Source organism: Verrucosispora sp. SN26_14.1 (genome assembly GCF_004307965.1).
Classification (GTDB): Bacteria; Actinomycetota; Actinomycetes; order Mycobacteriales; family Micromonosporaceae; genus Micromonospora.
The window spans coordinates 45,579-70,913 of record NZ_SISL01000001.1; the positions used below are offsets into that span (position 1 = coordinate 45,579).

The 25,335-nt window shown below is 71.4% G+C and carries 15 protein-coding genes and 1 riboswitch; of the genes, 13 read left to right on the forward strand and 2 right to left on the reverse strand.

The genetic code is table 11. The features are described from left to right. Window positions 1-56: 56 nt before the first annotated feature. On the forward strand, window positions 57-1,727 hold the full coding sequence (locus EYA84_RS00200; RefSeq protein ID WP_131050882.1) for a thiamine pyrophosphate-binding protein: 1,671 nt from the start codon (window positions 57-59) through the stop codon (window positions 1,725-1,727). A gap of 40 nt (window positions 1,728-1,767) precedes the next feature. Continuing rightward, window positions 1,768-3,075: an NAD(P)/FAD-dependent oxidoreductase gene (locus tag EYA84_RS00205; RefSeq protein ID WP_131050883.1), complete on the forward strand. Its 1,308-nt coding sequence runs from the start codon at window positions 1,768-1,770 to the stop codon at window positions 3,073-3,075. Here the strand turns inward: EYA84_RS00205 and EYA84_RS00210 are convergent. Beyond that, a complete protein-coding gene (locus tag EYA84_RS00210; protein ID WP_131050884.1) occupies window positions 3,064-3,957 on the reverse strand; it encodes an aminoglycoside phosphotransferase family protein in 894 nt (297 codons plus the stop codon). The two genes, EYA84_RS00205 and EYA84_RS00210, sit on opposite strands and share 12 nt — an antisense overlap. Before the next feature lie 173 nt (window positions 3,958-4,130). On the opposite strand from EYA84_RS00210, the gene EYA84_RS00215 reads away from it, so the two are divergent. Genes EYA84_RS00215 through EYA84_RS00235 form a run of 5 tightly spaced genes read left to right on the forward strand, consistent with a single transcriptional unit; the run spans window position 4,131 to window position 9,741 of the window. After that, a complete protein-coding gene (locus tag EYA84_RS00215) occupies window positions 4,131-5,147 on the forward strand; it encodes an ATP-binding cassette domain-containing protein (protein ID WP_131050885.1) in 1,017 nt (338 codons plus the stop codon). Then, complete coding sequence (locus EYA84_RS00220; RefSeq protein WP_131050886.1) at window positions 5,144-5,968, forward strand: ABC-2 family transporter protein; 825 nt, start codon at window positions 5,144-5,146, stop codon at window positions 5,966-5,968. Before EYA84_RS00215 ends, EYA84_RS00220 begins: the two co-directional genes overlap by 4 nt. Continuing rightward, window positions 5,965-6,774 carry an ABC transporter permease gene (locus tag EYA84_RS00225; RefSeq protein ID WP_131050887.1) on the forward strand — a complete coding sequence of 270 codons (810 nt, stop codon included), beginning with the start codon at window positions 5,965-5,967 and terminating at the stop codon, window positions 6,772-6,774. The genes EYA84_RS00220 and EYA84_RS00225 overlap by 4 nt, the downstream gene beginning before the upstream one ends. 16 nt (window positions 6,775-6,790) lie before the next feature. After that, the gene (locus tag EYA84_RS00230; protein ID WP_131050888.1) at window positions 6,791-7,867 is read left to right on the forward strand and encodes a hypothetical protein; all 1,077 of its coding nucleotides are present in this window, start codon (window positions 6,791-6,793) and stop codon (window positions 7,865-7,867) included. Continuing rightward, complete coding sequence (locus EYA84_RS00235) at window positions 7,864-9,741, forward strand: GMC oxidoreductase (protein ID WP_131050889.1); 1,878 nt, start codon at window positions 7,864-7,866, stop codon at window positions 9,739-9,741. The genes EYA84_RS00230 and EYA84_RS00235 overlap by 4 nt, the downstream gene beginning before the upstream one ends. On the opposite strand, the gene EYA84_RS00240 is transcribed toward EYA84_RS00235, so the two are convergent. Further along, complete coding sequence (locus EYA84_RS00240; protein WP_236145510.1) at window positions 9,719-10,948, reverse strand: aminotransferase class V-fold PLP-dependent enzyme; 1,230 nt, start codon at window positions 10,946-10,948, stop codon at window positions 9,719-9,721. The two genes, EYA84_RS00235 and EYA84_RS00240, sit on opposite strands and share 23 nt — an antisense overlap. Before the next feature lie 52 nt (window positions 10,949-11,000). Further along, window positions 11,001-11,118: riboswitch (SAM riboswitch) on the reverse strand. A 492-nt stretch (window positions 11,119-11,610) separates the two neighbouring features. Here EYA84_RS00240 and EYA84_RS00245 point away from each other — a divergent pair. From EYA84_RS00245 to EYA84_RS00270, 6 genes are all read left to right on the forward strand, one after another. After that, complete coding sequence (locus EYA84_RS00245; protein WP_131050891.1) at window positions 11,611-15,189, forward strand: hypothetical protein; 3,579 nt, start codon at window positions 11,611-11,613, stop codon at window positions 15,187-15,189. A gap of 66 nt (window positions 15,190-15,255) precedes the next feature. After that, window positions 15,256-15,441 (forward strand): hypothetical protein, encoded by a 186-nt coding sequence (locus tag EYA84_RS00250; protein WP_131050892.1) that lies wholly within the window; start codon window positions 15,256-15,258, stop codon window positions 15,439-15,441. Next, window positions 15,438-17,681, forward strand: a complete 2,244-nt coding sequence (locus EYA84_RS00255) for a LamG domain-containing protein (protein WP_131050893.1) — start codon at window positions 15,438-15,440, stop codon at window positions 17,679-17,681. Before EYA84_RS00250 ends, EYA84_RS00255 begins: the two co-directional genes overlap by 4 nt. Before the next feature lie 33 nt (window positions 17,682-17,714). Then, window positions 17,715-18,989 carry a ComEC/Rec2 family competence protein gene (locus tag EYA84_RS00260; protein WP_131050894.1) on the forward strand — a complete coding sequence of 425 codons (1,275 nt, stop codon included), beginning with the start codon at window positions 17,715-17,717 and terminating at the stop codon, window positions 18,987-18,989. 2 nt (window positions 18,990-18,991) lie between these two features. After that, a complete protein-coding gene (locus tag EYA84_RS00265; protein ID WP_131050896.1) occupies window positions 18,992-23,467 on the forward strand; it encodes a DUF6603 domain-containing protein in 4,476 nt (1,491 codons plus the stop codon). Continuing rightward, window positions 23,460-25,295, forward strand: coding sequence for a hypothetical protein (locus EYA84_RS00270; protein ID WP_131050898.1), 1,836 nt, complete (start codon window positions 23,460-23,462; stop codon window positions 25,293-25,295). Before EYA84_RS00265 ends, EYA84_RS00270 begins: the two co-directional genes overlap by 8 nt. Window positions 25,296-25,335 lie beyond the last annotated feature (40 nt).

Here is a 25,335-nt window from a genome sequence, read left to right on the forward strand (position 1 = left end):
GGCGGCCTGCGTCCACGGCCCCACGGCCGGTCCGCCTCGATGTCAGGGAGGCCTGAATGCGGGTGCAGGAAGCGATCGCGGCCTCGGTCCACCGGCTCGGCGTACGGCATGTCTTCGGTCTGATGGGCCGGGGCAACATGGGATTCCTGCTCGACATGGTGCACCGACACGGGATCGGCTACATCGGGGCGCGGCACGAGACGAACGCGGTCACCATGGCCGACGCGTACGCGCGCAGCACGGGTCGGCTCGGGGTCGCGACGGTCAGTGTCGGTCCCGCGTTCAGCAACGCGCTCACCGGCATCCTGGAGAGCGCGCGCGGCCAGACACCACTGTTGCTGTTCGCCGGGGACACCGCCACGACGCACGGCGACTACGGCCAGTTCCTGGACCAGGCGCCGCTGCTCGACGCGGTCGGGGTCGCCCACCGCCGCCTCGACGAGCCGCACCGGGTCGGCCCGGAGATCGCCGAGGCGGCCCGGCGTGCCGTGCACGATCGTCGGCCGGTGGTGTTGACGGTGCCGCTGGACGTGCAACGCAAGCCGGTCGAGGCGTTGGTCGAGCCGGTCGGGCCGCCCGAACCGGCACCGCATCCGCTTCCGGACGCCGCCGCTCTGGACGTCGCGGTGGAGGCGATCCGGCGGAGCCGTCGACCGGTGCTGGTGGCGGGTCGTGGCGCACTCGCACCCCCGGCCCGGGCGGCGCTGATCGAGCTGGCCGAGCGGGCCGGTGCGGTGCTCGGCACGACCCTGCACGCCGACGGGCTGTTCGCCGGTGAGCCGTGGAACGTGGGGCTGCTCGGCGCGCACTGCACCGCGTACGCCGCCGATCTGATGGCGACGGCGGACCTGATCCTGGCGTTCGGCACCGGCCTGGACCGGTACACCACCCGGGGCGGGCACCTCTTCCCGCAGGTGCGGGAGATCGTGCACTGCGAGCTTGATCCCCGGCGTGCCGCGTCGGCCCCGGTCACCGTCCGGTTGACCGGGGACACCACGGCCACCGCCCGGTCCCTCGCCGCCGAACTGCGGCGCGGCGGGCATCGGGCCACCGGCTTCCGGACCGGGCCGTGGGATCCGCCGCCGCCGTCCCCGGCGTCCGCGACCGGCACACCGGCACCCGGCTTCGTCGACCTCAGCGAGTTGCTGTCCACGTTGGACGCGTGGCTGCCGGCACACCGGTCGGTGGTGCAGGAGAGCAGCCACGCGGCCGGGAACGCGGTGGGTCACCTGCGGGTCGCCGCACCCCGGGCGCGGGTCAGCACGTTCGACTTCGAGTCGATCGGGTTGGGCCTGGCGACCGCCGTCGGCACCGCCGTGGGCCGCCCCGACGCCCCGACGGTCGCCGCCGTCGGTGACGGAGGCGCGCTGATGGCCCTCGGCGAGCTGGAGACGGCGGTCCGCCACCGGTTGCCGATCCTGCTGCTGGTGCTCAACGACAGCGCCTACGGCGCGGAGGCGCGGGAACTGGAGATGCGCGGCCTGCCCATCACCGACGCGTTGTTCCCGACCACCGACTTCGCCGCCGTCGGCCGGGCGCTGGGGGCGGCCGGGACGGTGGTCCGGGACGTCTCCGACCTGGTGGCGATCCGCGACTGGATCGCCCGCCCGGAGGGGCCGTACGTCCTGGACTGCCGGCTCGACCCGACCCTGGTCTCCGGTTGGTTCCAGCTCGCCATCGCCTCGCCCGAGGGCTACCTGCGCCGGCCACGGTGGCAGCCATGCTGAGACGCCGGCCGGCAGCGGTCGGGCAGGAGGGACGACACTCGTGATCGTCATCATCGGAGCCGGCCCGGCCGGTCTGTCGGCGGCCTACCATCTCGGCGACGAGGAGTACACCGTCCTGGAGTCGGAGGCGGAGCCGGGTGGCCTCTGCCGCTCCTTCGACCTGGGGGGTGCCACCTTCGACCTCGGTGGGCACGCCTTCTTCACCAAGCACGACGACGTCCGGGAGCTGGTCGAGCAGCTCTGCGAGCCGGGCGTGTACGCGCAGCCCCGCGAGGCGTGGGTGCACAGTCACGACACCTTCGTCCGGTACCCCTTCCAGAGTCATCTGCACGGTCTGCCCTCGGAGGTGGTGGAGGAGTGCCTGGTCGGCCTCTACGAGGCCGCCCGCCGGCAGCCGCTCGCCGCGCCACCGGCGAACCTGCGGGAGTGGATCGAGCTGACCTTCGGGCCCGGCATCGCGGCCCGTTTCCTGCTGCCCTACAACGAGAAGCTGTGGGCCTTCCCGCTGACCGAGATCGCGCCGGGCTGGACCAGCAACCGGGTGGTCACCCCGGACGTGGCGGCGATCGTCGGTGGGGCGTTGCGGCCCGACCGTTTCTCCGACTTCCCGAACGCCGTCGTGCGGTATCCGGCCACCGGTGGCTTCGCCAACCTCTACCAGGGCTTTCTGCGTACGGTCGGCGACCGGATCCGGCGGCACGACGTCGTGGAGGTCCGCCCCGGTGGTTCGACGGTGCGGGTCGAGGGTGGCGCCACGATCGCCTACGACCATCTCGTCTCCACCATGCCGCTGGACGAGTTGGTGCGACGTACCGACGGTCTCGACGACTGCTGCCGGGACGCCGCCGCCGAGCTGCGGCACAACAGTCTTCATCTGGTGAACCTGGTCTTCGACCGGCCGGCCATGACCGAGATGCAGCGGGTCTACTGCGCCGATCCCGACATCCCGTTCCACAAGCTGGTGCTGAACTCGAACTCCAACCCCGAGCTGCGCGCGCGCCCGTGCTTCGGCATCCAGGCCGAGGTGAGCTTCTCCGCGCACAAGCGGGTCGACCCGGAGGGCCTGCCGGATCGGGTGTTGGCGGCGCTGCGCCGCATCGGGATCGCCGGGGCCGACGACCGGGTGAGCGCCGCGAGTGTGGTCACCGTGCCTCGGGCGTACCCGGTGCAGACGCCGGGGACCGTCGAGGCGCGCGGGCATCTGCTGGAGGAGTTCCGGCGGCGGCGGATCCACTGTGCCGGCCGGTTCGGTGAGTGGCTCTATATCAACTCGGACGACGCGGTGCTGCGCGGCCGGGTCCGGGCCGAGGAGATCCTGGCGCACCGGGCCGGTGGCTCAGTCGACTGACTCCGCCGGGGGCAGCCCCAGCACGGTGGTCATCCACGGCAGCGCGACCTGGAGTTGACGGAGCTGGAACTCGCGGACCAGCGGCAGCTTCGGCAGGAACGGCAGACCGGCCCGGCTGGCGAAGAAGCCGGTGACCAGGGTGACCACCCTCGGGTCGGGATCGGTGAGCAGATCGGCCGGCTGCGGTCCGCCTTCCAGGGTGAGGCTGGGCAGCCAGAACGCGAGGTCGAACTGCGGATTGCCGAGGGCGGCGTGATTCCAGTCGAACAGCACCGGCTGGGTGCCACGGAAGCAGAGGTTGTCACTGCGGACGTCGAGGTGGGTGACCGAGTCGCCGTCCATGCCGGCGAAGTCCGCGGCGTCGAGAATGGTGGGCAGGCACTTGTCCAGCCACTGCGGGGAACAGACCCGCAACGCCAGGAACTGTGCCGGGTCGCGGGCGATCTCGGGCCAGCCGCCCTGGCCGTACTGCGTCTGTGAGGCGGGGATCAGGCCGTCGATGGCGGGGCGCGCCGCCAGGTCGCGCAGCGTGTCCTGGACCGCCCGGAGTTGGTCGGGTGACCAGGGCGGCGGCCAGGTCGAGGCGGAGAGATCCTCCAGCACGAGCACGGGCAGCTCACCGTCGTCGTGCCAGCCGAGCAGCTCCGGCATGAACGGCGCGTGCAACTGCTGGTAGACGGCGTGCTCGCGGCGCAACCAGATCGCTCCGGGCTCGTCGTCGGCGTGTTTGACGAAGACGGTGCGGCCGTCGTCTAGCCGGGCGAGCCACCGCCGGTTGTTCGAATATCCACGCCGGACGCGGACCGCGTCCACCACCCGCTGCCCGGTCGCGTGGGCGATCCGTTCCGCCTCGTCGATCGCGATCACCGCGTCCGCCTGCATCGAGTCACGATATCAGAGGGCGTGATCAACCAATTCACGCCGGTCACCCATGACCGGGAACGACGATCAATGGGTATTGCCCGCTCGACGGCCACCCCATATCGTCTGGCAATGCTGACTCGACCGGGCCGATCCGCTGTCACGACGGATGTTCACGGCCGGGTCGACGCGCGGTGATCAGGGCGGAGGGGCTCTCCAAGACGTTCCGGCGGTACGAACGTGAGCCGGGCGTGCTGGGTAGCCTCCGGACCCTGTTCAGCCGGCGTCACACCACGGTGACCGCGGTGGACGAGGTCTCCTTCGAGGTGGCGGCCGGCTCCCGGGTGGCGTACCTCGGGGCGAACGGTGCCGGCAAGTCCACCACGGTCAAGCTGCTGACCGGCGTGACGACCCCGACCAGCGGGCGGTGCACGGTCGACGGGATCGAGCCGTACCGCGAGCGGGTCCGCAACAGCGGAAACATCGGTGTCGTGTTCGGTCATCGCAGCCAACTGTGGTGGGACCTGTCGGTGCCGGACTCGTTCCGGATCCTCAAACACATCTACGACATCGACGAGGCCGTCTACCGGCGCAACCTGTCGCTGTTCCGGGACGTGCTCGACATCGACGCGCTGGGCACCACCCCGATCCGGGAACTCAGCCTCGGGCAGCGGATGCGCGCGGAGATCGCGGCCAGTCTGCTGCACACCCCCGCCGTGGTCTTCTGGGACGAACCCACTATCGGTTTGGACCTGGTGCTCAAGGAGGCCGTCCGGGACCTGGCCAACCAGATCAACCGGGACCACGGCACGACGATCTTCCTCACCAGCCACGACATCAGTGACATCTCCGCCATCTGCGACCAGGTACTGGTGGTCGACCAGGGCCGGATCGTGCACCAGGGCACGCTCGCGGCGCTGCTGCGGACGGCCCGCCATCGGGCGGTGCACTTCGACCACCGGGGAGACGAGTCGCCGGGACAGGTGGCGGCCCGGATCGAGGAGGCGCTGACCGGCACCAGCGTCTCCGTCGACGACCAGCGGCGGGTGACGATCAGCTTTCCCGTCGACCGGCTCACCGCCCGGGAGGTACTCACCTGGGTGTTGCACCGCTTCGACGTGACCGACTGTTTCGCGCCGGAGCCGGACCTGCAGACGGTGCTGCGGGAGATCTACGGTGGTCGCCAGCCGGCGCGGAGCACGGCTGAATGACGGTCGGCGTCCCCTCCCTGCGTCTGCGCCGCTACCTGCCGTTCGCGGTGAGCGGCCTGCAGGCGACCCTGCAGTACCGTGCGAGCTTCTTCGTCAGCCTCGCCACCACGGCGACCAGCACCGCCGTGGTGGTCTTCCTGTGGCGTGCGGTCTACGCGGCCAGCCCCGACACGGGCCCCGGCGGCTTCGGGATCGAGGGCATCACCACCTATCTGATCGCCGCCCAGGTGCTCGGTGTGCTGCACGCCAACCAGGTCGACAGCGAGATCGGGCAGGACATCCTGCGCGGGGACATCGCTGTCGCGCTGATCCGTCCGGTCAGCTACCCGGTGATGCGGATCTTCACCGCCCTGCCGGTGCTGATCACGAATCTGCTGATGGTGGGCCTGCCCACGTTGTTGATCTTTGCGGTGCTCTTCCCCCTACAGTCCCCGGCCCCGGTGGACCTGCTGCTGTTCCTGGCCGCGGTGCCGTCCTCGGTGGTCATCGCGTTCAGCCTCAACATGCTGGTCGGGCTCTGCGGCATCGTCACCACCAACATCTGGGGCATCCGCATCGTCAAGGAGAGCGTCGTGGTGTTCTTCGCCGGTCAGCTCGTACCACTCGACCTGATGCCGGCACCGCTGGCCGCCGCCGCCTCGGTCCTGCCCTTCCAGTCCATGGTGTACGCGCCGGTCCGTCTGCTGACCGGTCGGTACGACGGCGCGTCCGACGCGACGGTCGTCCTGGCCGGGCAGGTGGGTTGGGCGGTGCTGCTCGCCGGCGCGTGCGCGGTGCTGTGGCGGGTGTTCGTCCGACGCGTACAGGTGCTCGGCGGATGACCCGCCCCGGTCGTACGCCGCTGCGCTACGCGCGGCTGACCTGGTTCCTCGGCGGGGTCAGCCTCCGGCGACTCGTGGCGTACCGCACCGACTTCCTGCTCGGTGGCGTCGGTTTCCTGCTCCGGGTCGGCGTCCAGGTCCTGCTGATCGGCAGCATCTTCCAGTTGGTGCCCACGGTCGGCGGCTGGTCCCTGGACAAGGTGTTGTTCCTGCTCGGCTTCGCGCTGCTGCCCCGCGGGCTGGACCGGCTCTTCACCGACTACCTGTGGGTGGTCGCCTGGCAGTTGATCCGCAGCGGCGACTTCTACCGGCACCTGATCCGTCCGGTGAACCCGCTGTTCAGCGTCCTGTCGGAGCGGTTCTTCTGGCCCGACGCGCTCGGCGAGCTGCTGGTCGGGTTCGCGCTGCTCGGGTACGCGGGCCGGCGACTGGGGCTGGACGTGGACGCCGAGATGGTCCTGGTCGGTGCCGGTCTGGTGGTCTGCGGCACGCTGATCTACACCGGGATCAAGCTCATCTTCGCCTCGATCGCCTTCTGGACGATCACCAGCCAACCCGCGATGCACGCCGCCAACCAGCTCTCCGAGTTCGCGGCGTTCCCGCTGGAGATCTATCCGGGCGTGCTGCGGTCCGTGCTGACGTGGGTGCTGCCGTTCGCGTTCACCGCGTACATCCCGGTGGAGTTCCTGCTCGGCGGCGACGGCCGGTTGGTCTGGCTCACCCCGCTGGTGGCGGCGGGCGCGCTGTGCGTCGGCTACGGCATCTGGAGCATGGGCATCCGCCGGTACGAGATGACCGGTAGCTGAGAGGAGAGGCATCGGTATGCGAAGACAGCTGCCGCTCGGTGAGCCGCTGGCGCGGGGCTACCAGTTCTATGCGTTCCCGTTGGCGATCCTGGCCACCGAGGCACGGGCCCGGGACTGGATCCTGAGCAACTACATCCACGTCGCCTTCGACCCGAAGGCACCGGACTCGCCGGTGCCGTTCGGCTTCTATCTCTACGACCACGCGATCAGTCCGTGGCTGGAGGTGGTCCGGACCAGCCGTGAGTGGGTCGCGTGCGTCGGCGCGGACATCGTCGCGCTCTGCCGCGACTCCATCGGCGCCGGCTACTACCCCTATCTCAACCTGGACGAGCACCACCTGCCGGGCCGGGCGCCCTACCAGCAGTGGCACCAGACCCACGACGTGCTGCTCAGCGGCGTCGACGACGACGAGGGCACCTTCACCGTCTACGGCTACACGGCGAACGGGTCGCTGCGGACCACCACCGTCGGGCAGGACGACGTCGCCCGCGCGTACGCGAGCCTGGACGAGGTGGAGAACGACTGCTTCCAGGTCTACTTCTACCGGTTGCGACCGGATGCCAGCTACCGGATGCGGTTGCACGTGGTGGGCGGCGCGTTCGAGGAGTACCTGTCCGGTGCCAATCCGAGCCGTCGGGTCGACATGCTCCAGGAGGAGTGGGAGCGGGCCTACGGCGTCGACTCCTACGTGCCGCTGCGCGGTTACCTGCGCGACTACCTCAACGGCGATGCCGCGTACGACATCCGGTACCTGCACGTGCTCTGGGAGCACAAGCGGCTGATGACGGAGCGGTTCCTCCGCCTGGCCGAACTCGCCCCGGCACTGGCACCGCTGGTGGACGACTGCCGTGCGATGCAGACCGACGCGGTGGCGTTGCGCAACGGGATGCTGTGGCACGAGCAGAAGGGGCGGTCCTCCCGGTTCGGCGAGGAGGCCATGCCGCGCCTGGAGCGCGTCTTCGACACCGAGGTGCGGGTGCTGCGGCAGGCCGTGGAGGAGATCCGGCGTCATCCGACGCAGGAGCCGGCCACGGATCACCGGCCTGTCCATCAGGGCACGCCGACGGACGCGGGACGGGGTGGCGGGACGTGAGTGTGGACGCGGAGTGCGCGGTGCTCCTGCGGATGCCGGCCCTGCGCCCGGACGACCACCTCCAGTTACGGATCGTCGGCGCCGGCACGCAGGACTTCCGGTACGACCAGCGCACCGGCGAGTGGACCGCCACGCTCGATCCGGCGGCACATCCCGACGGTGTCGAGGTCGTCGTGGTCCTCGACAGCGACCCCCAGCTCGACGGGCCGCTGCACCTGAGCACCGCCGAACTGGCCGCCCCGACCTGCCGCATCGACGGGCGGGTCCACTTCGCGCGGCACCAGGACGTCCTCGTCGGCGAGTCGCACGTCGCCCGGCACTTCTTCCCCGGCGATCCGGAGTCCACGCAGCGCTACGACGTCATCGTCGTCGGCTCCGGTGCCGGTGGCGGCACCCTGGCGTACCAGCTCGCCGAGACGCCGTGGCGGGGCGGTCGGCCACCGCGCGTCCTGCTGCTGGAGGCCGGTAGCTACCTGTTCGGGACGCACACCGGCAACCTGGCCCGCTACCAACCGGTCGGTCCCGATGTGTACCCCAACATCTTTCACCACTGGGGTGCGTTCGGGCGTCGGCGCTGGCGGGCCGCCGACGCCGAGAGCGCCAAGGCACGCATCGCGCAGGGCCTCAACCTCGGCGGCCGGACCCTGTTCTGGGGGGCCTCGGCACCCCGGATGCACCGGTGGGAGTTCCGCGACTGGCCGGAGACGGTCCGCGACGAGTTGTACGACGTCTGGTACGACCGCGCGGAGCAGCTGACCCGTGTCACTCCCCTGGTCCCGTCGTCGTACCAGACGATGGTCAAGGCGAAACTGCGGGAGTTGCCCGCGTTGGCCGAGTTCCGGCACTTCGATCCCCCGATGGCGATCGAGTACTGCGGTCCGGTCCCCGGGGCGGTGCCGGCGGGTATCTGGTCGGCTGCCGAACTGCTGCTCAGCCGCGCCATGCAGGACGGCCGCTTCGGCAACCTGCGGGTCCACCTGAACCACGAGGTGGTCGGTGTCGAGCGGGCGGCGGGCGAGGTCACCGGTGTGGTGACGTACGACCACCTGGCCGGCCGGGACCGCACCTACCGACTGGCCGACGACGGCGTGGTGGTGCTGGCCGCCGGCACCGTCGGCACTGCCGCCGTCGCGCAGTCGTCCGGCCTCGCCGAGGACATCCCGCTGGTCGGACGCGGCATCACCGACCATCCCATCCACGTGGTGAAGTTCTGGATGCGGCAGGGCGGGGACTGGTACAGCCGGTTCGACTCCAGCAAGACCGTCTCCCGGCACCTCACCGACGCCGCCGACACCGACCCCGTCCACCCGTACAGCGTCACGCTGGACCTCGGCGCGAACCTGAACCAGTTCCGCTTCGTCAACGCGTTGGAGTTCACCGGCGCGAACCTGGCCACCGTCGACGGGAAGATGCCGGGCGAACTCGTGTTCATGGTCGAGGCGCCGCTGATCGAGCAGAACGCCGTCACCCTGACCGAGACCCGGCCGGTGGGCGGGAAGCCCGCCGCGCTGCCCACCATCCGCATCCATCCCAGCCCGCGCGCCCACCAGGTCCAGGACGCCCTCGACACGATCACCGCCGATGTGGTGTCCGCCTTCGGAGGCGAGGTGTACGAGCAGCTCTGGGCTCCGCTCGGCGGGGTGTCGCACGAGGTCGGCACCATGCGGATGGGTCGCGACACGCCGGGCCGGGAGCGGCCGGGGGTGGTCGACGAGGACCTGCGCGTCGCCGGCCACCGCAACCTCTATGTCTGCGACCTGTCCGTCTTCCCGAACTCACCGGCGGCCAACCCGACGCTGACGTTGGCGGCGCTGGCCATGCGCCTCGCCGCCCACCTCAGCACCGGACGACTCACCGCCCCCGGGGCGTGTTGATCACCTGGCGTAGTCCGTGCAGGAGTCGGTCGACGTGCTCGGCGGTCGTGCCGATGCCGATGCTGGCCCGGATCGCGTACCCGTCGGTGGGGCGGCCGAGCCGCACGGCCGCGTCGGCCAACAGCTTCCGGCTGAGCGGGTGGGCGCAGAACAAGCCGTCTCGTACGCCGATGCCGTGCTCGGCGGAGAGCCGGTGGGTGATGTCGGCTGCCCGCCGGTCGGCGACGGTGAAGCTGACGATGCCGACCCGGTCGTGATCGGCGTCGAACGTGCGCAGTTCCGCCACCTGCGGCAGGGCGCCGAGGCCGTCGCGCAGTCGGGCCAGCAGCTCCTGCTCGTGGTGAGCGAGTACGTCCGGTGCGGCGGCGGAGATGGTGGCACAGGCGGCGGCGAGTGCCACCGCTCCCAGCAAATTCGGCGTGCCGGCCTCGTGTCGGGCCGGGCCGGTCTGCCACTGCACCTCGGCGGGTTCGTCACCGACGTGCCTGGTGGCTCCACCGCCGGACAGGTACGGGTCGGCGGCGTCGAGCCAGTCGGCGCGGCCGGCCAGGACGCCCGCACCGAAGGGCGCGTACAGCTTGTGCCCGGAGAGCGCCAGGTAGTCGATACCGGCGGAGGCCATGGAGACCGGGCGGTGCGGGGCCAGTTGGGCGGCGTCGACGGCGATCCGCGCGCCGTGCCGATGGGCGATCTCCGCGATCTCGGCCGTCGGCCAGACCTCGCCGGTGACGTTGGAGGCGCCGGTCACCGCCACCAGCACCGGCCCCGCGTCGCCCAGGTCGGCCAGCGCCCGGGTCAGCCCGGAGGTCACCTCGGGCAGGTCGGCGGGCACCGGCAGGCGGTGCACGTTCGGCCAGGCGAGGAGGTTCGCGTGGTGTTCGCCGGCCCAGGTCACCACGGTGGTGTGCGGGGGCAGGGCCCGGGCGAGCAGGTTCATCGCGTCGGTGGTGTTCCGGGTGAAGATCACGTGGTCGTCCGGCCGGACGTCGAGGAAGTCCGCGACGGTCTGACGGGACTGCTCGTAGGCCAGCGTGCACCGGCGCGACGCGAGGCCGGCGCCCCGGTGCACGCTGGCGTACCAGGGCAGCAGTTCGGTGACCGCGTCGGCGACCGGGACGAGGCAGGGTGCGGTGGCGGCGTAGTCGAGGTTGGCGTACGCGACGGTGGTGCCGTCGGAGAGGCGGACCGGAAGGTCGTCGCCGAGCACGGCAGGAGCGATCGTGGGCACACTCGTCCTCAGGTGACAGTGGACCCGTGCGGGTCCGCGCTTGCCTCCGGCGATCGCCGACGGCCTGGTCTCACCCGGAGGCACCCCACCGCGGATATACGAGGGTTGCCGGTCAGCAGGCCGGGGCCTTGACGCTGACACTCTTGACCGCTGCCGATGCTGCCACACGGGCGAGCCCGCCCGCCAGTGCCCGTCGGGCACCCGGCATGTCCCTGTTCGTACGACACGAGACAGCCCCTTGATTCGTCCCGCCTGACCGGTCGGCTCGCCGTCGCGCCGGTCCGGGTGGCGGCTCGGGAGCAGACGTGAATCCGACGCCCCGGGTGCGCGATTGCGCGGGCGCGCTTCACCACGCACAGTGACCACAGTCACCTGCCGCCGATCGGCTCGGCGCCCCTTCGCCGCTGTTCTGTCGGCCATGGGAGCGCGGGTCGGCGCGGCATGTCGGTGATTCGACGGATCACTGTCCGGAAAGCGTCTCCACCACGCGGGATAGCACACTCCATGATGGACGGACCAGCGGTTCGACTGTCAGCTTTGCGAAACACTTTCGCGCTCTGATCTGCCCTACGGTGAACCGGCGTTACCGCAGCGACCACGCCGCAACCATTGGGGAACGCATCACCATGCGCATACTCGCCGTGCCCGTCAGGGTGGACGCCCTGTGGCTCGCCACCGACCGGACCGTGACCGGACCGACCGCCGACTTCACCCGCCTGCCGTACGTCGACGCCAGCACCGGCCGGGACGCCGACTTCGGTGAGCGCAACCTCAGCGACGCGATCCTGCCCGGGTCGTTCCAGCAGGACCTGCTGTTGCCGGCCGGCATCCACCTGCACTGGTCTCTGCCGGACGCACTGACCCGGTTGACGCACGGCGCCGCGACCGGCGGTGGTGCGCCCGCCGTCGACCTGCCCCGGGTGCCGAACCGGTGGCTGGTCACCCGGACCGCGCCGGGTGGCGCCCAGGACCGCTGGATGGTGGAGAGCGACGCGCTGGGCGACGTCGACCGGGGCGGGGTGACCTATCCGCTGCGGGCGGCCGATCCACGCGGCACCACCGGACGCCCGTGGCGGTATCTCGGCCGGAAGCTGCCGCTGTCGGCGTGGCCCGGTGCGCCGACCGACCGGGTGGCCGCGCTCACCGCGCTCGGCTACGGCGAGCCGACCTTCGCCGCGTTCTATCCGAACTCGTCGAGCGTGTTCGGGTTGCACGACGACGGCTACGGGGCGGTGCCGCCGCCGAACGGCCTGCGCTACGACGTGGTCGGCTGGTATGCCGAGACGGCCGACGACGAACTGCTGGCGGTGGTGGCGACGGCGGCCGGGCGGAGCTGGCCGCAGACCATCGCCGACGAACTGGACTGGTCGGTGCCGGCCGACACCGGCGGCGACGCTCCGGCGCGGATGCTCTGCTTCGGTCGGCTGACCTTCGCCGCGACGGCGAAGCGGGCGCCGGTGCCCGGCCCGACGACCGACTCCGAGAGCGGGGTCTGGGTGGCGAACACCGCCACCGAGGCACTCGCCGCGCACCTCGGCGCGGTGTTGCCCGGGGTGACCGAGACGCAGACCGAGGAGCTGCTGGAGGCGCTGACCGTCGCCGACGAGTTGGAGAGCGGCGTGTTGGACCTGCCGGCCCGGCTGGCTCAGGCCCGGCATGCCGCGTCGTTCGGCACGGTCGCCTCCGGGGTGGCCTGGACGGTCCGTCGGCAGGACGACCCGCTGGACGGCGGGGACGAGGGTTCGCCGGTCACGGTGCCGCAGCGCCAGGCCCGGGAACGGTTGGCGCTGCCGGGGAGCTTCGGCGACCTGCTGGTCGCGCTGAACGAGGCGCAGTCGGCGTACGACGCGGCGGCGGCCGAGGTCACCGGGGCACGTCGGCGGATCTTCGCGGACTGGACCCGGTACCTGGTCTGTGCGTACCCACCACCGGGTGCCCGGGACGACTATCCGGACCCGGATCTCGTCGGCTGGTACCTGCGGCGGGAGGTGTCGGCGTTGTCCGCCCGGTTGGCAAGGCTGGGAAGTTGGCCGCCGGTGGACACCGGCACGAGTCTGGCGCACCGGTTGCAGGCCGCCCGGCAGGCCGCGCAGTCGGCGCTGGACACGGTCAACGCCACGGCGGCGGCCGCCGCGCGGAGCCGGTTCGAGTTGCAACAGGTCCCGGGTACGCCGTACCAGGTGCCGAACGAACCGGTGGTGCTGCTCACCGGTGCGGCGGCCACCCCGTCGGACCGGTACGGCCGCGACGGCGCGGACCAGCCGGACGGACTGCTGCCGTGCGTGGCGGTGGAACTGGCCGTCTCCGAGGCCGACCTGCGGGCCGCGACCGGGGTGACCCGCCTCGGTGACCTGCTCGCGGCGCTGGCCACCAAGCTCGCCACCGGGCAACCGGAGCATCCCGCGCTGCGGTCGTGGACGGGTCAGCCGTGGCATCCGGTGCTGCTGCACTGGGAGGTGGAGTTCTTCCCGGCGCGGGCGGGCAACAACCTGGACCCGTCCGGGCGGGACTTCGACCCGGCGTTCGTCACGACGAACTACGAGCTGCCCGACGGGGACCGGGAACTGCGCCCCCGGGCGGAGAAGGACGTGCTGGACACGGCGGCGAACGTCTACACCGGCAGCACGGTGTTGTCGGCGTCGGCGCGGCCGGTGCTCTCCACCCGGATCATGCGATACCTGCGCGGGACACCGCTGGCCCGCGCGAACGACGAGCGGACGGCGGCGGGACTCGACCCGTGGACCGCCGACCAACTGGACGACGACCCGGGACCGCTGCTGGACTGGTGCGCGGCGCAGCAGGACGATGCGCGGCTGGGCACACTCGCGACGGCGTACCGACATCTCGCCGCGCACGAGGGAAGCAACCTGGCGCAGAGCCTGGGTGGTTTCAACGACGCCCTGGTGATGCTGCAGATGGTGCGTCAGTTGCCGATCACCGACCCGTTGGGTTTTCCAGCCGGGCGGTCGCTGGCGGCGCTCGTGCAGCAGGCGGTGGCGGGTGAGGGGCGGCACGCGCCGGTGCCGCTGAGCGACTTCAACCCGGTCCGGGCGGGGGCGCTGCGGGTGCGGCGCTTGCGGATCGTGGACAGCTTCGGCATCGGGTACGACGTCGACACCGACAAGCCCCGGACCACCACCTGGTTGAGCATGCCGAACCGGCCGACCTGGGTGGCGATGCCGCCCCGGCTGGCAGTGCCGGCGCGGGTACGGCTGGACCTGCTCGACGCCGAGGCCGCCGGGCGAGCGCTGAGCGGGTTGCCGCAGTCGTCCCCGGTCTGCGGGTGGCTGCTGCCCGATCCGCTCGACGACGGGCTGCGGGTGTACGCGGCGGACGGGGACTGGCTCGGCACGCTCTACCTGACCGCCGACCCGGCCGCCCCACGGCAGGCGTGGTGGCAGTCCTCCCCGCAGGGGCCGGTCACCGAGGTCGGGTCGATCGGCAACGTGCGGCTGCGCGCGGTGGTGCAGCGGCTGCGTGGGCTGGGCGCCGACGGGCTGGCCGAGTTCGTGTCCCGGCTCGACGAGTCGCTGGACGCGGTCGAGCCCGAGGACCCGGGGCAGCATCGGGCGCGGGCGGTGCTGGTCGGTCGGCCGGTGGCGGTGGTCCGGCTGGCGCTCGATCTGGAGGCGCCGGGGCTGCCCGTGATCCACCAGGACTGGAACGTCTTCCGGCAGGATCTGCGCCGCGTCGGTCGGGAGAGTAACGCGTACCCGTCCGTCCGGTTCCCGGTGCGGCTGGGCGAGCACGGGCGGCTGGGCGACGGCACGCTCGGCTTCTGGCGGGAGCAGCCGGACGGCGCCCTGGGCGAGCGGTACCACGACGTGGTGACGCTGGCCGAGCAGGACGGCGACCCGCCGCTCGCCGTCGGGATCGACCTGCCGACGCTGACACTGACCGCGCTGGTGGAGCCGGCCGGGGCGGTACACGCCACCACCGGGGTGCTGCCGACGGTCTCCTGCCGGCTGGATCCCGCCCACCACCATGATGCGCTGGCCCGACTGGAGGTCGGCTTCCTGGCAGCGCCCGTGCTGACCGAGGCCGACGCGCCTGCGCTGGTCACACCGGCGGCCGACCCGGACCGGGTCTGGTCGTGGCGCGAACGCGACGGCGCCTCCTGGGTGGAGGTCGCCGAGCCGCCGGAGCTCGCGGAGGCGTTCCCCACCGCGCTGACCGCTCGCGAGGGCTGGCTCAGCCTGCGTCAGCGCCCGACCGTCTGACCGCTCCGCGCGCCTCCCCTATTTCTCCGGCACGTCCACCACATTTCGACCGAGAAGGCGACCCCGATGCCACAGATCACCCTCGACCTGTCCCTGGAACAGACGAACATGGTCCTGGAGGCGCTCGGCCAACTGCCGTACGTCCGGGTCTACGAACTGATCGAGACGATCGGCCGGCAGGCCGGTGCGCAGGTGCAGGGCCCGTCCGTCGAGGCCGAGCAGGCCCGTCTCACCCCGGTGCGGTCGGCATGAGCCCGGAGCCGCTGCTGTTCTGGCAGCTCGACGACATCGCCCCGGGCAACGTCGTCGTCGACTACGGCAAGGGACAGCTCGACGGCCGGCTCGAAGGGAACCCGACCGTGTCGCCGGACGACCAGTTCGGTGCGGTGGTGACCCTGGACGGGGTCGGCGACGCCGTGGTCTCGCCCGCGCCCCTGCCGCCGTACACGACCTACACGATGTGCGGCTGGTTCCGGGTGCCCACCCAGACTTCGGGCATGCAGACCGTGATGGGCCGCGACCTTTACGGGGTGCACGTCAACGTGCTCGGCCGCATCATGGCCGACCTGCCGGGCACCAACGTCCGGTACTCCAGCGGCGCCGGCCTGTTCACCTACGACACCTGGCACCACCTGGCGGTGACCCGGGACACCACGCTGCTTCGGATCCACCTCGACGGGGTGGTGGTGCTGGAGGCGAGCGTCGGGGCGCCGCCGACGGTGCAGAGCAGCTTCGTGGTCGGGCGGCCACCCGGCAACGCCAGTCAGTACCAGCCGATGTCGGTGGCTGCGGTACGGCTGTACGGCACGGCCCTGAGCGCTGCCGAGGTCACCGAGCTGATGGCGGTGGACGAGTCGCCGGTGACGTCGTTCGTCCGCACCCACCCGCTCGACTTCGAGTTGGCCAACGTCGACCAGCAGCCGGTGTTGTACATCGACGACGCCGCCACCAGCCAGACGCTCACGTTGCGCGTGACCAACTCGTCCCGGCACGACATCACGCTCTGGCCGCTGAGCGGCGCGCCGTCGGTGACGAACCGGCACTTCACGCTGAACCTCCGGCCGGGCACGATCGCCCCGGCGAGTACGGTCGGGCTGGCCGCGAGCGGATGGGCGCTGGCCGCCAACGAGGCCCGTACGGAGCTGTATCTGCGCGGTCCGGCGAACGCGGTCGTCCCGGCCGCCGCGTCGGTCGAGTTGCCGTTGACCGGGCTGCGTGCGGACGGCACCGACGGCACCCGGGTGACCCGGGTCGAACTGGCCTATCAGCGGCTCGGTTACACCGGTGAGACCAGCGAGATCGTCGGCACCCGGCAGCAGTCGCTGGAGGTGGTGAACCACCGGGGTCGACCGGACATCCCGCTGGACGTCGCCTTCGTCGGCGGCAACCGGGTGCTCAGCGACGGGTCGGGCACCAGTTCGCTGCGGCTGCGGGTGGCCAACGTCTCCCGCCGGGTGGCGATCGCACTGGCCGGCTCCGCCACCGTCGGCAAGGAGCGGGCGTCGGCGCTGGTCCTCTCGTTCGACGTGCAGTTGGCGAACGAGACCCGGGACTGGGCGTTGACCACGGCCGGTCAGGTCGGTGCGGTGCAGGTGGCGTTGACCGGTGCCACCGGTGTGGCGTGGGACGTCGACAAGCTGATCGACGACGAGCGGGCGATGTGGACGCTGACCCCGAAGCAGGACACGACCATCGCCGCCGAGGAGTGGTTGGAGCTGGGGATCGGGCCGGTCCACGGGCTGACCACGCCGGGTCACGCGCCGGTGGTGCTGTCGTACCGCAACGTCCCCGGTTTCCAGGACGGGTTCGTCAGCGTCGACGTGGAGCGGAGCCCGCTGCTGTTCAGCGGCACCAACGTCGCGGTGGGCGGTGTCGCCGCGCCGTTCAAGCTGACCGTGCGCGCCGCCACCGAGCACCTGCAGCTGCGCCGGGAGGGTCAGACCGGCGGAAACCAGATCTACCTGGAGCTGTACCAGTCGGAGACCTCGGCGAACGTGACCACCTATCCGAGTATCCGGTTCCACCACGCGGGCAAGTTCTGGCACCGGATCGAGGGCCGCCCCGACGGGTTCATGTTCAAGTGGGGACCGCCGACCAGCGACGACCTGAGTGACATCTTCGCCCGCCTGGGCGTGTTCACGTCGATGCGGGTGGACAAGGTCGCGGTCAGCGGGGGCGAGGGTCATCTCCGGGTGGAACGGCGGGATCAGGCAGCCGGTAAGCAGGTGTTCCTGGAGTTGTTCCAGGCGGATGTCCCCGCGAATCAGGGAACCTTTCCGAGCCTGAGGTTCCATCACGCGAACAAGTTCTGGCACCGGATCGAGGGCCGTCCCGAGGGCTTCCTGTTCAAGGACGGCAACACCGGCTCCGACGACTTGCGGGACATCTTCGCCCGCACCGCGTCGTTCACCTCGCTGCGTCTCGGATCCACCGGCATCGGTGAGTCGGACCTGCGCCGGTTGCTCGATCTGGCACGGCGCTTCCCGTTCTAGGTCACCGGTAGCGAAGCGGAGGAGCACGGCACGATGCCGAACGGCAAACGGACGCGGACCACGAGCAAGACCACCGACTCCAGCAAGGCACCCAAGAACACCGAACGCAAGGACGTCAAGGCCAAGAAGGCGATGACCGACGCCGACCGTAAGGCGGCCGTCGCGGCGAAGCTCGCGGTGGAGCTGCTGCAACTGGCCACGACGCTGGAGCCGATCACCCGATCGACGCCGGCGGTGGTGGGGGCACGCGCGGACACGAACTTCTACGCCACGTTCCTGCGGTCGGGGCAGGGCGACTGCATCGTGTTCAAGACGCCCGGCGGCAAGACGGTGCTCGTCGACTGCGGCTCGACCACCCTGGACACCACGACCGGTGAGGCGCACGCGCAGTACATCTGGAACAGCCTGAACGTGCCCCGCTATCTGCTGGGCAGCAGCACGATCGACGTCATGGTCTTCACCCATCCGGACGAGGACCACTACAACTACCTGACGTCCGTGCTCGACGAGGACCGCACCGGTCGGAAGATGACGGTGGGGCGGGTCTACCACAGCGGTGAGAGCGAGGACTACGTCGGCGCCATCGACTGGCTCCGAAAACACATGGCCGACGCCACGAAGATCTTCAAGGTGGTGCACAACCTGGAGGTCGATCCGTCCGACCAGAGCGTGGTCCGCGGCGAGATCACGCTCGACGGCACGGCGGTGGTCGCCGCCACCGCCGGCGACCAGGTGGATCGTCTCGACGACAAGGGCGGCATCCGGATCATCGCGGAGCCGACCTGCACCGTCACCATCCTCGCCGGTGGGGTCGCGCACGACTACAAGACCGACAAGGACACCAAGAAGGCCAGGAACCGCGCCAGCCTGGTGCTGCTGATCGAGGCGCACGGGAAGAAGCTGCTGCTCTGCGGTGACGCCACCACCAGCACCGAGCACTACCTGATCGCAGCCGGCAAGTACGCCGCACCGACCAAGACCCGGATCACCGGGGTCGACGTGATGCACATCGCCCACCACGGCAGCAAGGTCACGTCAGGCTCGAAGGAACTGCTGGACGTGGTGAAACCCAAGACGGAGGCGATCATCAGCGCGGCCCGGGAGGGCAGCACCTCGCACCACCTGCCGGCCTGGCCCACGGTGGAGAAGTACATCGACAACTTCACGGGCCGCGTCCCTGCCACCGCCCACAAGGGATGGTGCTGGGACATGAACGTGAGCCGGTACAAGGTCCAACAGATGGACATCCCGTTCCCGGTGTACATCACCGGGTCGCACGGCAACCTCGACATCGCCTGGACGGCCTGATCATGAATCGGCACACCCTGGAGACGCTGCTGGCCACGGTCGCCACCGGCCGGCTCGACCTGCCGCTGTCCAGCCTGGACGCGGACCACGCCACCTATCTCGGCCGTTTCCTGCCCACCGGCCGACTGGCCCTGACCGACTGCGTCCGCGTCGACCAGGCCGACGCGGTCGAGGTCCACGGCACCGGCGCACCCGGCCCGTTCGCCGGGCTGGCGGTCACCGCCCGCTTCGCCCTCGCCGCGGACACGGTCACCGGGGTACGGGTCACCGCCACCGGCGCGCCGACCTGGTCGCTCGCAGACACCTTCCCGGCGCTGGCCGGCACCTTGCTGGCCACGCTGCGCTTCACCGGACCGTTGATGACGCTGGACACGGCGGTGCTGGCACCGACCGGCGACGACCCGACGCCCGATCCGGCCGACGCGGCGATGCGTTTCACCGGCGACCTGCGGATCACCAGCGAGATGGCCGCCATCGCGCTGCTGTTCCCGGGCACGACACACCCGGTCGTCGGCGACATCACCATGGTCACCCTCGCACCGGACGGCTACCCGCTGCCGCACCCCACGGTGCCGAGCGTCATCCTCTACGGCGCCGACGGGGAGCCCCTCCCCCTCGGCCTGTTCGACGTCACCGACCTGCGGTACGAGATCTTCGGCACCCCCGACCTCAACCTGCACACCGCCGACAGTGAGGTCGTCGCAGTGCTGGTCCTCACCGGCGCGATCGACGTCCGCACCGGTGGGCAGAGCCACCGGGTGCTGCTCTCCGCCCAGGTCGCCGGCTGGGACAACGACATCATCCTGGCCGCCGACTTCAGCGGACTGGGCGCGCTCACCCTCGACGACGTCGCCGACCTCGCCGGGTTGGACCGGTTGACCCTGCCGTTCGACATCGACCCGGACGCCGGAATCAGTCTCGGCGAGGTGGTGGTCTGCCTGGCCCACAGCGGCGGCACCTGGTCGATCAACCACATCGCGCTGACCGTCCGCGCCGAGGCGGACTGGGTCATCGTCGACGACCTGCTGGAACTGCAGGCCCTGGAGCTGACCGTACGGGTCGACCGACCGGGCCCGAGTGCGACGCCGTCGTTCCTGGTCAACGGGTTGCTCGGGATCGGTGACGAGGGCACCCTGCAACTCGTCGCCGACCCGAGGTCACGGCACCTCGGCGGCGGTCTCTACGGCGACGCGCCGCTGCGGATCCGCGAGGTCTACCAGCACTTCACCGGCGCCGATCCCGGTCACCTGCCCGACCTGGCGATCACCCGGTTCCAGGCCGACGTGAACCTGCCGGTCGGCACGACCGGCACCACGTTCGGCGGCGAGATCGTGGTGGCGGGCAACTGGTTCCTCACCGACCAGGTCGAGCTGACCAGTCTCACCTTCGATCTGGACCACGACACCACCGGTACACAGATGCAGGCGATGGCGGGTTTCGTCATCGACGACGTCACCGTCACGATGACCGCCGACTACGACCCGGCCCCCGACCGGAAGTGGGAGTTCACCGGCGAGACCGGACCCGGCCAGCTCATCCCGATCGGGCCGGCGGTGGAGTCCCTGGCCGAACGCTTCGACGGCCTCGCCCTGCCGGCGCCGCTGGCCGACCTGACCATCGACAATCTCGGCGTCGACGTCTCCACCGGCACCCAGCGGGTCTTCGTCACCGGCCAGGCCCGGTTCCCGGTCGACGACACCGACGTGGCGATCACCGTCACGGTCGACACCGCGCAGCGCTCCTTCGACGGGCTGATCGCGCTCGCGGTGCCGGTCGGCGACGGCAGCACGTTCCACCCGCAGCTCGACCTGCACCTGGCCGGTGACGCCACCGCCCGTCGGTTGGCCGCCTCGTACACTCACGCCTCCAGCGATCCGGTGCCGGACGTGCGTGCCCTCGTCGGCGCGGTCTCCCCGACCGCCGCCGGCTATGTGCCGCACGGCATCGTCGTCGACCCCCGGCACCTGCTGTTCGCCCTGACCCGGCCGGTCGAGGGGACCGGGACGGCGTACGTCTTCGGGGTCGACCTCGCGCTCACGGTCGACCTGGCCGACCTGCCGGTGGTCGGCGAGCATCTCACCGGCGACACGACGATCGGGATGGACCTGCTCCGGGTCGTGGCGGCCACCGCCGCGCTCGGTGCCGCCGACGTCACCGCGCTGAACGCGCTGCTGCCGGCGGAGATACCCGCGCTGCCGGCAGCAGGTCTGCCGGCCGGGTTCACCGTCGACGGGACGCTGCGCCTGGGACCGTTCGGCGAGCCGGTGTCGGTGCCGGTCAGCGGGGTGAACGGGACGGCGAACCCGCCGGCCGGGCCGGTACCCGCGCCACCGAAGCAGACTGTCACCGGCGACAACACCTCCTGGCTCCCGGTGCAGCGCGCCTTCGGTCCGGTCCAGCTCGCCCGGGTCGGCGTCGCCTTCCGGCAGCACGACGGCCAGGATCCGCGCCTCGCGCTGCTGCTGGACGCGTCGGTCGCCGTCGCCGGCCTCACCCTCTCCCTGGACGGGCTCGAGGTCGGGATCTCGCTGACCGACCCGCTCTCGGTACCGTCGTTCGGGCTGTCCGGGATGGGCCTGTCCTACGCTGCCGGCCCGGTCAGCATCACCGGCGCGTTCCTCCGGTCGGAGATCGAGTACGAGGGGGTCAGCTATCCCGCGTACGGCGGCATGGCGCAGCTGCGCACCGAGTCGCTGTCGCTGGCCGCGATCGGGGCGTACGCGCAACTGCCGGCGGGGCCGTCGGTCTTCGTCTACGCGTACCTGGACACCCCGGTCGGTGGGCCGCCGTTCTTCCACGTCCGGGGCATCGCCGCCGGATTCGGCTACCACCGGCGTCTGGTCCTGCCGCCGGTCGACGACGTGGCGTCGTTCCCGCTGGTGGCGGAGGCGACCGGAGCCGCGACGCCGGGCACCAGCCTCGGTGCCGAGCTGCGCAGCCTCGCCACGTGGCTGCCCCCGTCGGTCGGGGACATCCTGCTCACCGCCGGGGTGCACGTCAGCTCGTTCGAGATGCTCGACTCGTTCGTGCTGGTCGCGGCGACGTTCGGGCACCGCTTCGAACTGGACGTGCTCGGGTTGTCCACGCTGACCCTGCCGGCCCGCGCGCCGGGGACCGAGGCGGTCACCCCGGTCGCCGAGGTGCAGTTGGCGCTGCGGGCCAGCTTCGTACCCGACGACGGGTTCCTGGGCGTGCAGGCGCAGTTGACGCGCAACTCCTACCTGCTGTCGCGGGCCTGTCACCTCGTCGGCGGTATCGCGTTCTCGACCTGGTTCGCCGGCGAGCACTCCGGGGACTTCGTGCTGACCGCCGGTGGCTATCACCCGCACTTCCCGGTGCCGGCGCACTACCCGACCGTGCCCCGGCTCGGGTTCTCCTGGCAGGTCTCGCCACAGTTGAGCATGTCCGGGTCGGCGTACTACGCGCTGACCCCGGGGGCCCTGATGGCCGGTGGCGGGCTCAGTGCCGTCTACCAGGACGGGTCGCTGCGCGCCTGGTTCGACGCCGCCATGGACTTCCTGATCTCGTGGCAGCCGTACCACTACGAGGCGTCGCTGCACGTCAGCATCGGGGCGTCGTACACGTACCACTTCTTCGGTACGCACACGATCAACCTGCACGTCGGCACCGACGTCGACCTGTGGGGCCCGGACTTCGGCGGCACCGCGACGATCGACCTGCACGTCACGTCGATCCGCATCTCGTTCGGCGCCGACCGGGGCGGTGGCCCGACGCCGTTGTCCTGGACCAGCTTCCGGTCGACGCTGCTGCCGGCCCCGGCCGAACTGGTCAGCGTCACGCTGCGCGGCGACAGCCATCGGGCGGCGGCCGACGCCGCAGACGACGACCTGGGCGTGGTCGACCCGACCACGCTGGTGCTGAGCACCGACAGCAGCGTCCCGAGCAGCAGGGGCAGGCGCGGCACCGGCACCGCCGAGGCGGCGTTGCCGGCCGACGCGGGCAGCACCCGGTTCGGGGTCGGCCCGATGGGGGTGGCCGTCGGGAACGCGACCGCCACCCACCGGATCACCATCACCCGTGACGGCGTCCCGGCCGAGGACCAGTTCGACTACCGGCCGGTGGTCAAGCGGCTGCCGAACGCGTTGTGGGGTGGCCGGCTCACCCCGTCACCGACCGATCCGGCACTGACGCCGGATCTGCTGACCGGGTACACCATCACACCCCGCCCGACGGTGACGCCCGAGCCGGCGTGGCTGGACCGGAGCGCGGTGCAGGCCGACACGGCCCTGTTCGAGGTCTCCGACGCGATCCGGCTGCGTGCCCCGGCGGCGGTGGCGGATCTCGACGGCAGCGACGCCGAACGCGCGAAGCTGATCGTCGGCAGCATGGCGGCGCCCACCGTGACCGCTGCCCGGGCCGACCTGTGGGCCGCCCTGCTGCCCGACGCGTCGGTCGACCTGACCGGCTTCGACACCAGCCAGTTCCACGAGATCCCCCGGGTGGCCGCTCATGTCTGACAACACCGTCACGTTCGCCGCGCACCGACGCCCGGCACTGGAGGCCGGCGACTACGCCATCACCGTGACCCAGGCCGTCGCGGTCGGCTCCGCGACGGAGTCGTTCGGCACCAGCCGCCGGTTCAGCGTCGGCGGCGACCGGTTCGCCCTGCCACCGACCGCGATCCGCGCGGTCTTCCCACCCGACGGCAGCCTGGGCGACCACGGCAACGTGCTGCCGCACGTGGTGCTCGACCGGCCCTCACTGCCCTGGGAACGCGATCCGGGCGGGGGCGGCGACGACCGTCCGCCGTGGTTGGCGCTGCTGCTCTTCGACGAGGACGAGAAGCCGCAGCCACGGACCACCACGGTGGGGGCGCTGACCCGGGAGGGCAGACTGCCCGAGCCGGCGACCGCCCTGGAGCGACACGACTCCGCCGACGACCCGGTGACCGTGATCGACGTACCCGCCGCTCTGCTGACCAGCCTGATGCCCGCGTACGCCGAGCTGCGGCTGCTGGCCCACGTCCGGGGTGGCACCGGGCCGGATGCCGACCCGGACGCGGCGGTGGTCGTCGGCAACCGACTGCCCGGCGCCGGTACGACCAGCACGGTGCACCTGGTGTCGCTGGAGCACCGGTTCCGGGCCGACGGACTCGGTGCCCCCGGGCTCGACCTGCCGCATCCGGGCCGGGGTGGCACCGGCGGTTCCACCGTGCCGCTGGTGAGCCTGGCCAGTTGGCGGTTCGCCTGCGTCAGCGCCGACCACTCGTTTCCCGGACTGGTGCGGGATCTGGCCTCCGACGGCGGCGACCTGCGGTTGCCTGACGTGGGCAACGCGACCGCGAACGGGTTCCTGACCCAGGGACTGGTGCCGCTGCGGCACCGGCTGCGCCAGGGTGGCCGCAGCATCGGCTGGTACCGGGGACCGTTGAGCACCGGGGCGACCGACGGAGGGCCGGTCACCCCGGCCCGCAGCGCGGACGCCTTGCTGAGGCTGCACACCGACGTCGGCATGTTCGACGTCAGCCATGCCGCGGCGTGGCAGCTCGGTCGGCTGCTCGCGCTGCGCAGCACCGACATCAGCAGCAGCCTCTACACCTGGCGGCGTCGCCGGGACATCGCCGCCAAGCAGACCGTTCCGGTCGACTACCCGCTGGTCGTGCCGGCGGCGGACACCGACATGCCGGAGGGTCTGCTCACCTGGCTGCGCGCGCTCGCGCAACTGGACGGTGTGCCCCTGCCCTACCTGCTGCCCGACGAGAAGCTGCTCCCGGCGGAGAGCATCCGCTTCGTCGGACTCGACCAACGCTGGATCCGACACCTCGTCGACGGCGCGACCAGCATCGGGCGGCTCGGTCCGGCCGACGCGCAGCGGGACGCCGACGATCCGCCGCCGCTGCAGTTCCCGACGGTGACCGGGGCGTTGATCCGGTCGGCGGTCGTGCCCGGTTACCCGGGGCTGCTCGTCGACGCGTACGCCGACCCGGCCGGCACCCGGCGGTTGACGCCCTGGCGCACCGCGCGGCTGACGCCGGACATACTGCTCTGCCTCTTCCAGGGGGAGCTTGCCCGGCTGGACCTGCACCAACCGCCGGAAGGCCAGCACCTCGCCGTCGAGCAACTCGGCGACGGCACCATCGGCAAGACACTGCGGGCCCCGGGTGGCGTGACGGCCACCCCGACGCCGGTCGGTCCGCTGCCGCTGGGCGCGCTGCGGACCGTGCCGGTGGCCGGGTTGGGTGCGGCGATCGCCGACGCGCTCGGGGTCGCCCCCACCGAACTCGGCTCGGGCGATCTGGCGCTGCAGCTCACCGAGACCGCCGAGCGGGTGACCTTCCTGACGTGAACCGGGCGGCCCCACGTCGGCAGGGCGGCCCGGCACGCGG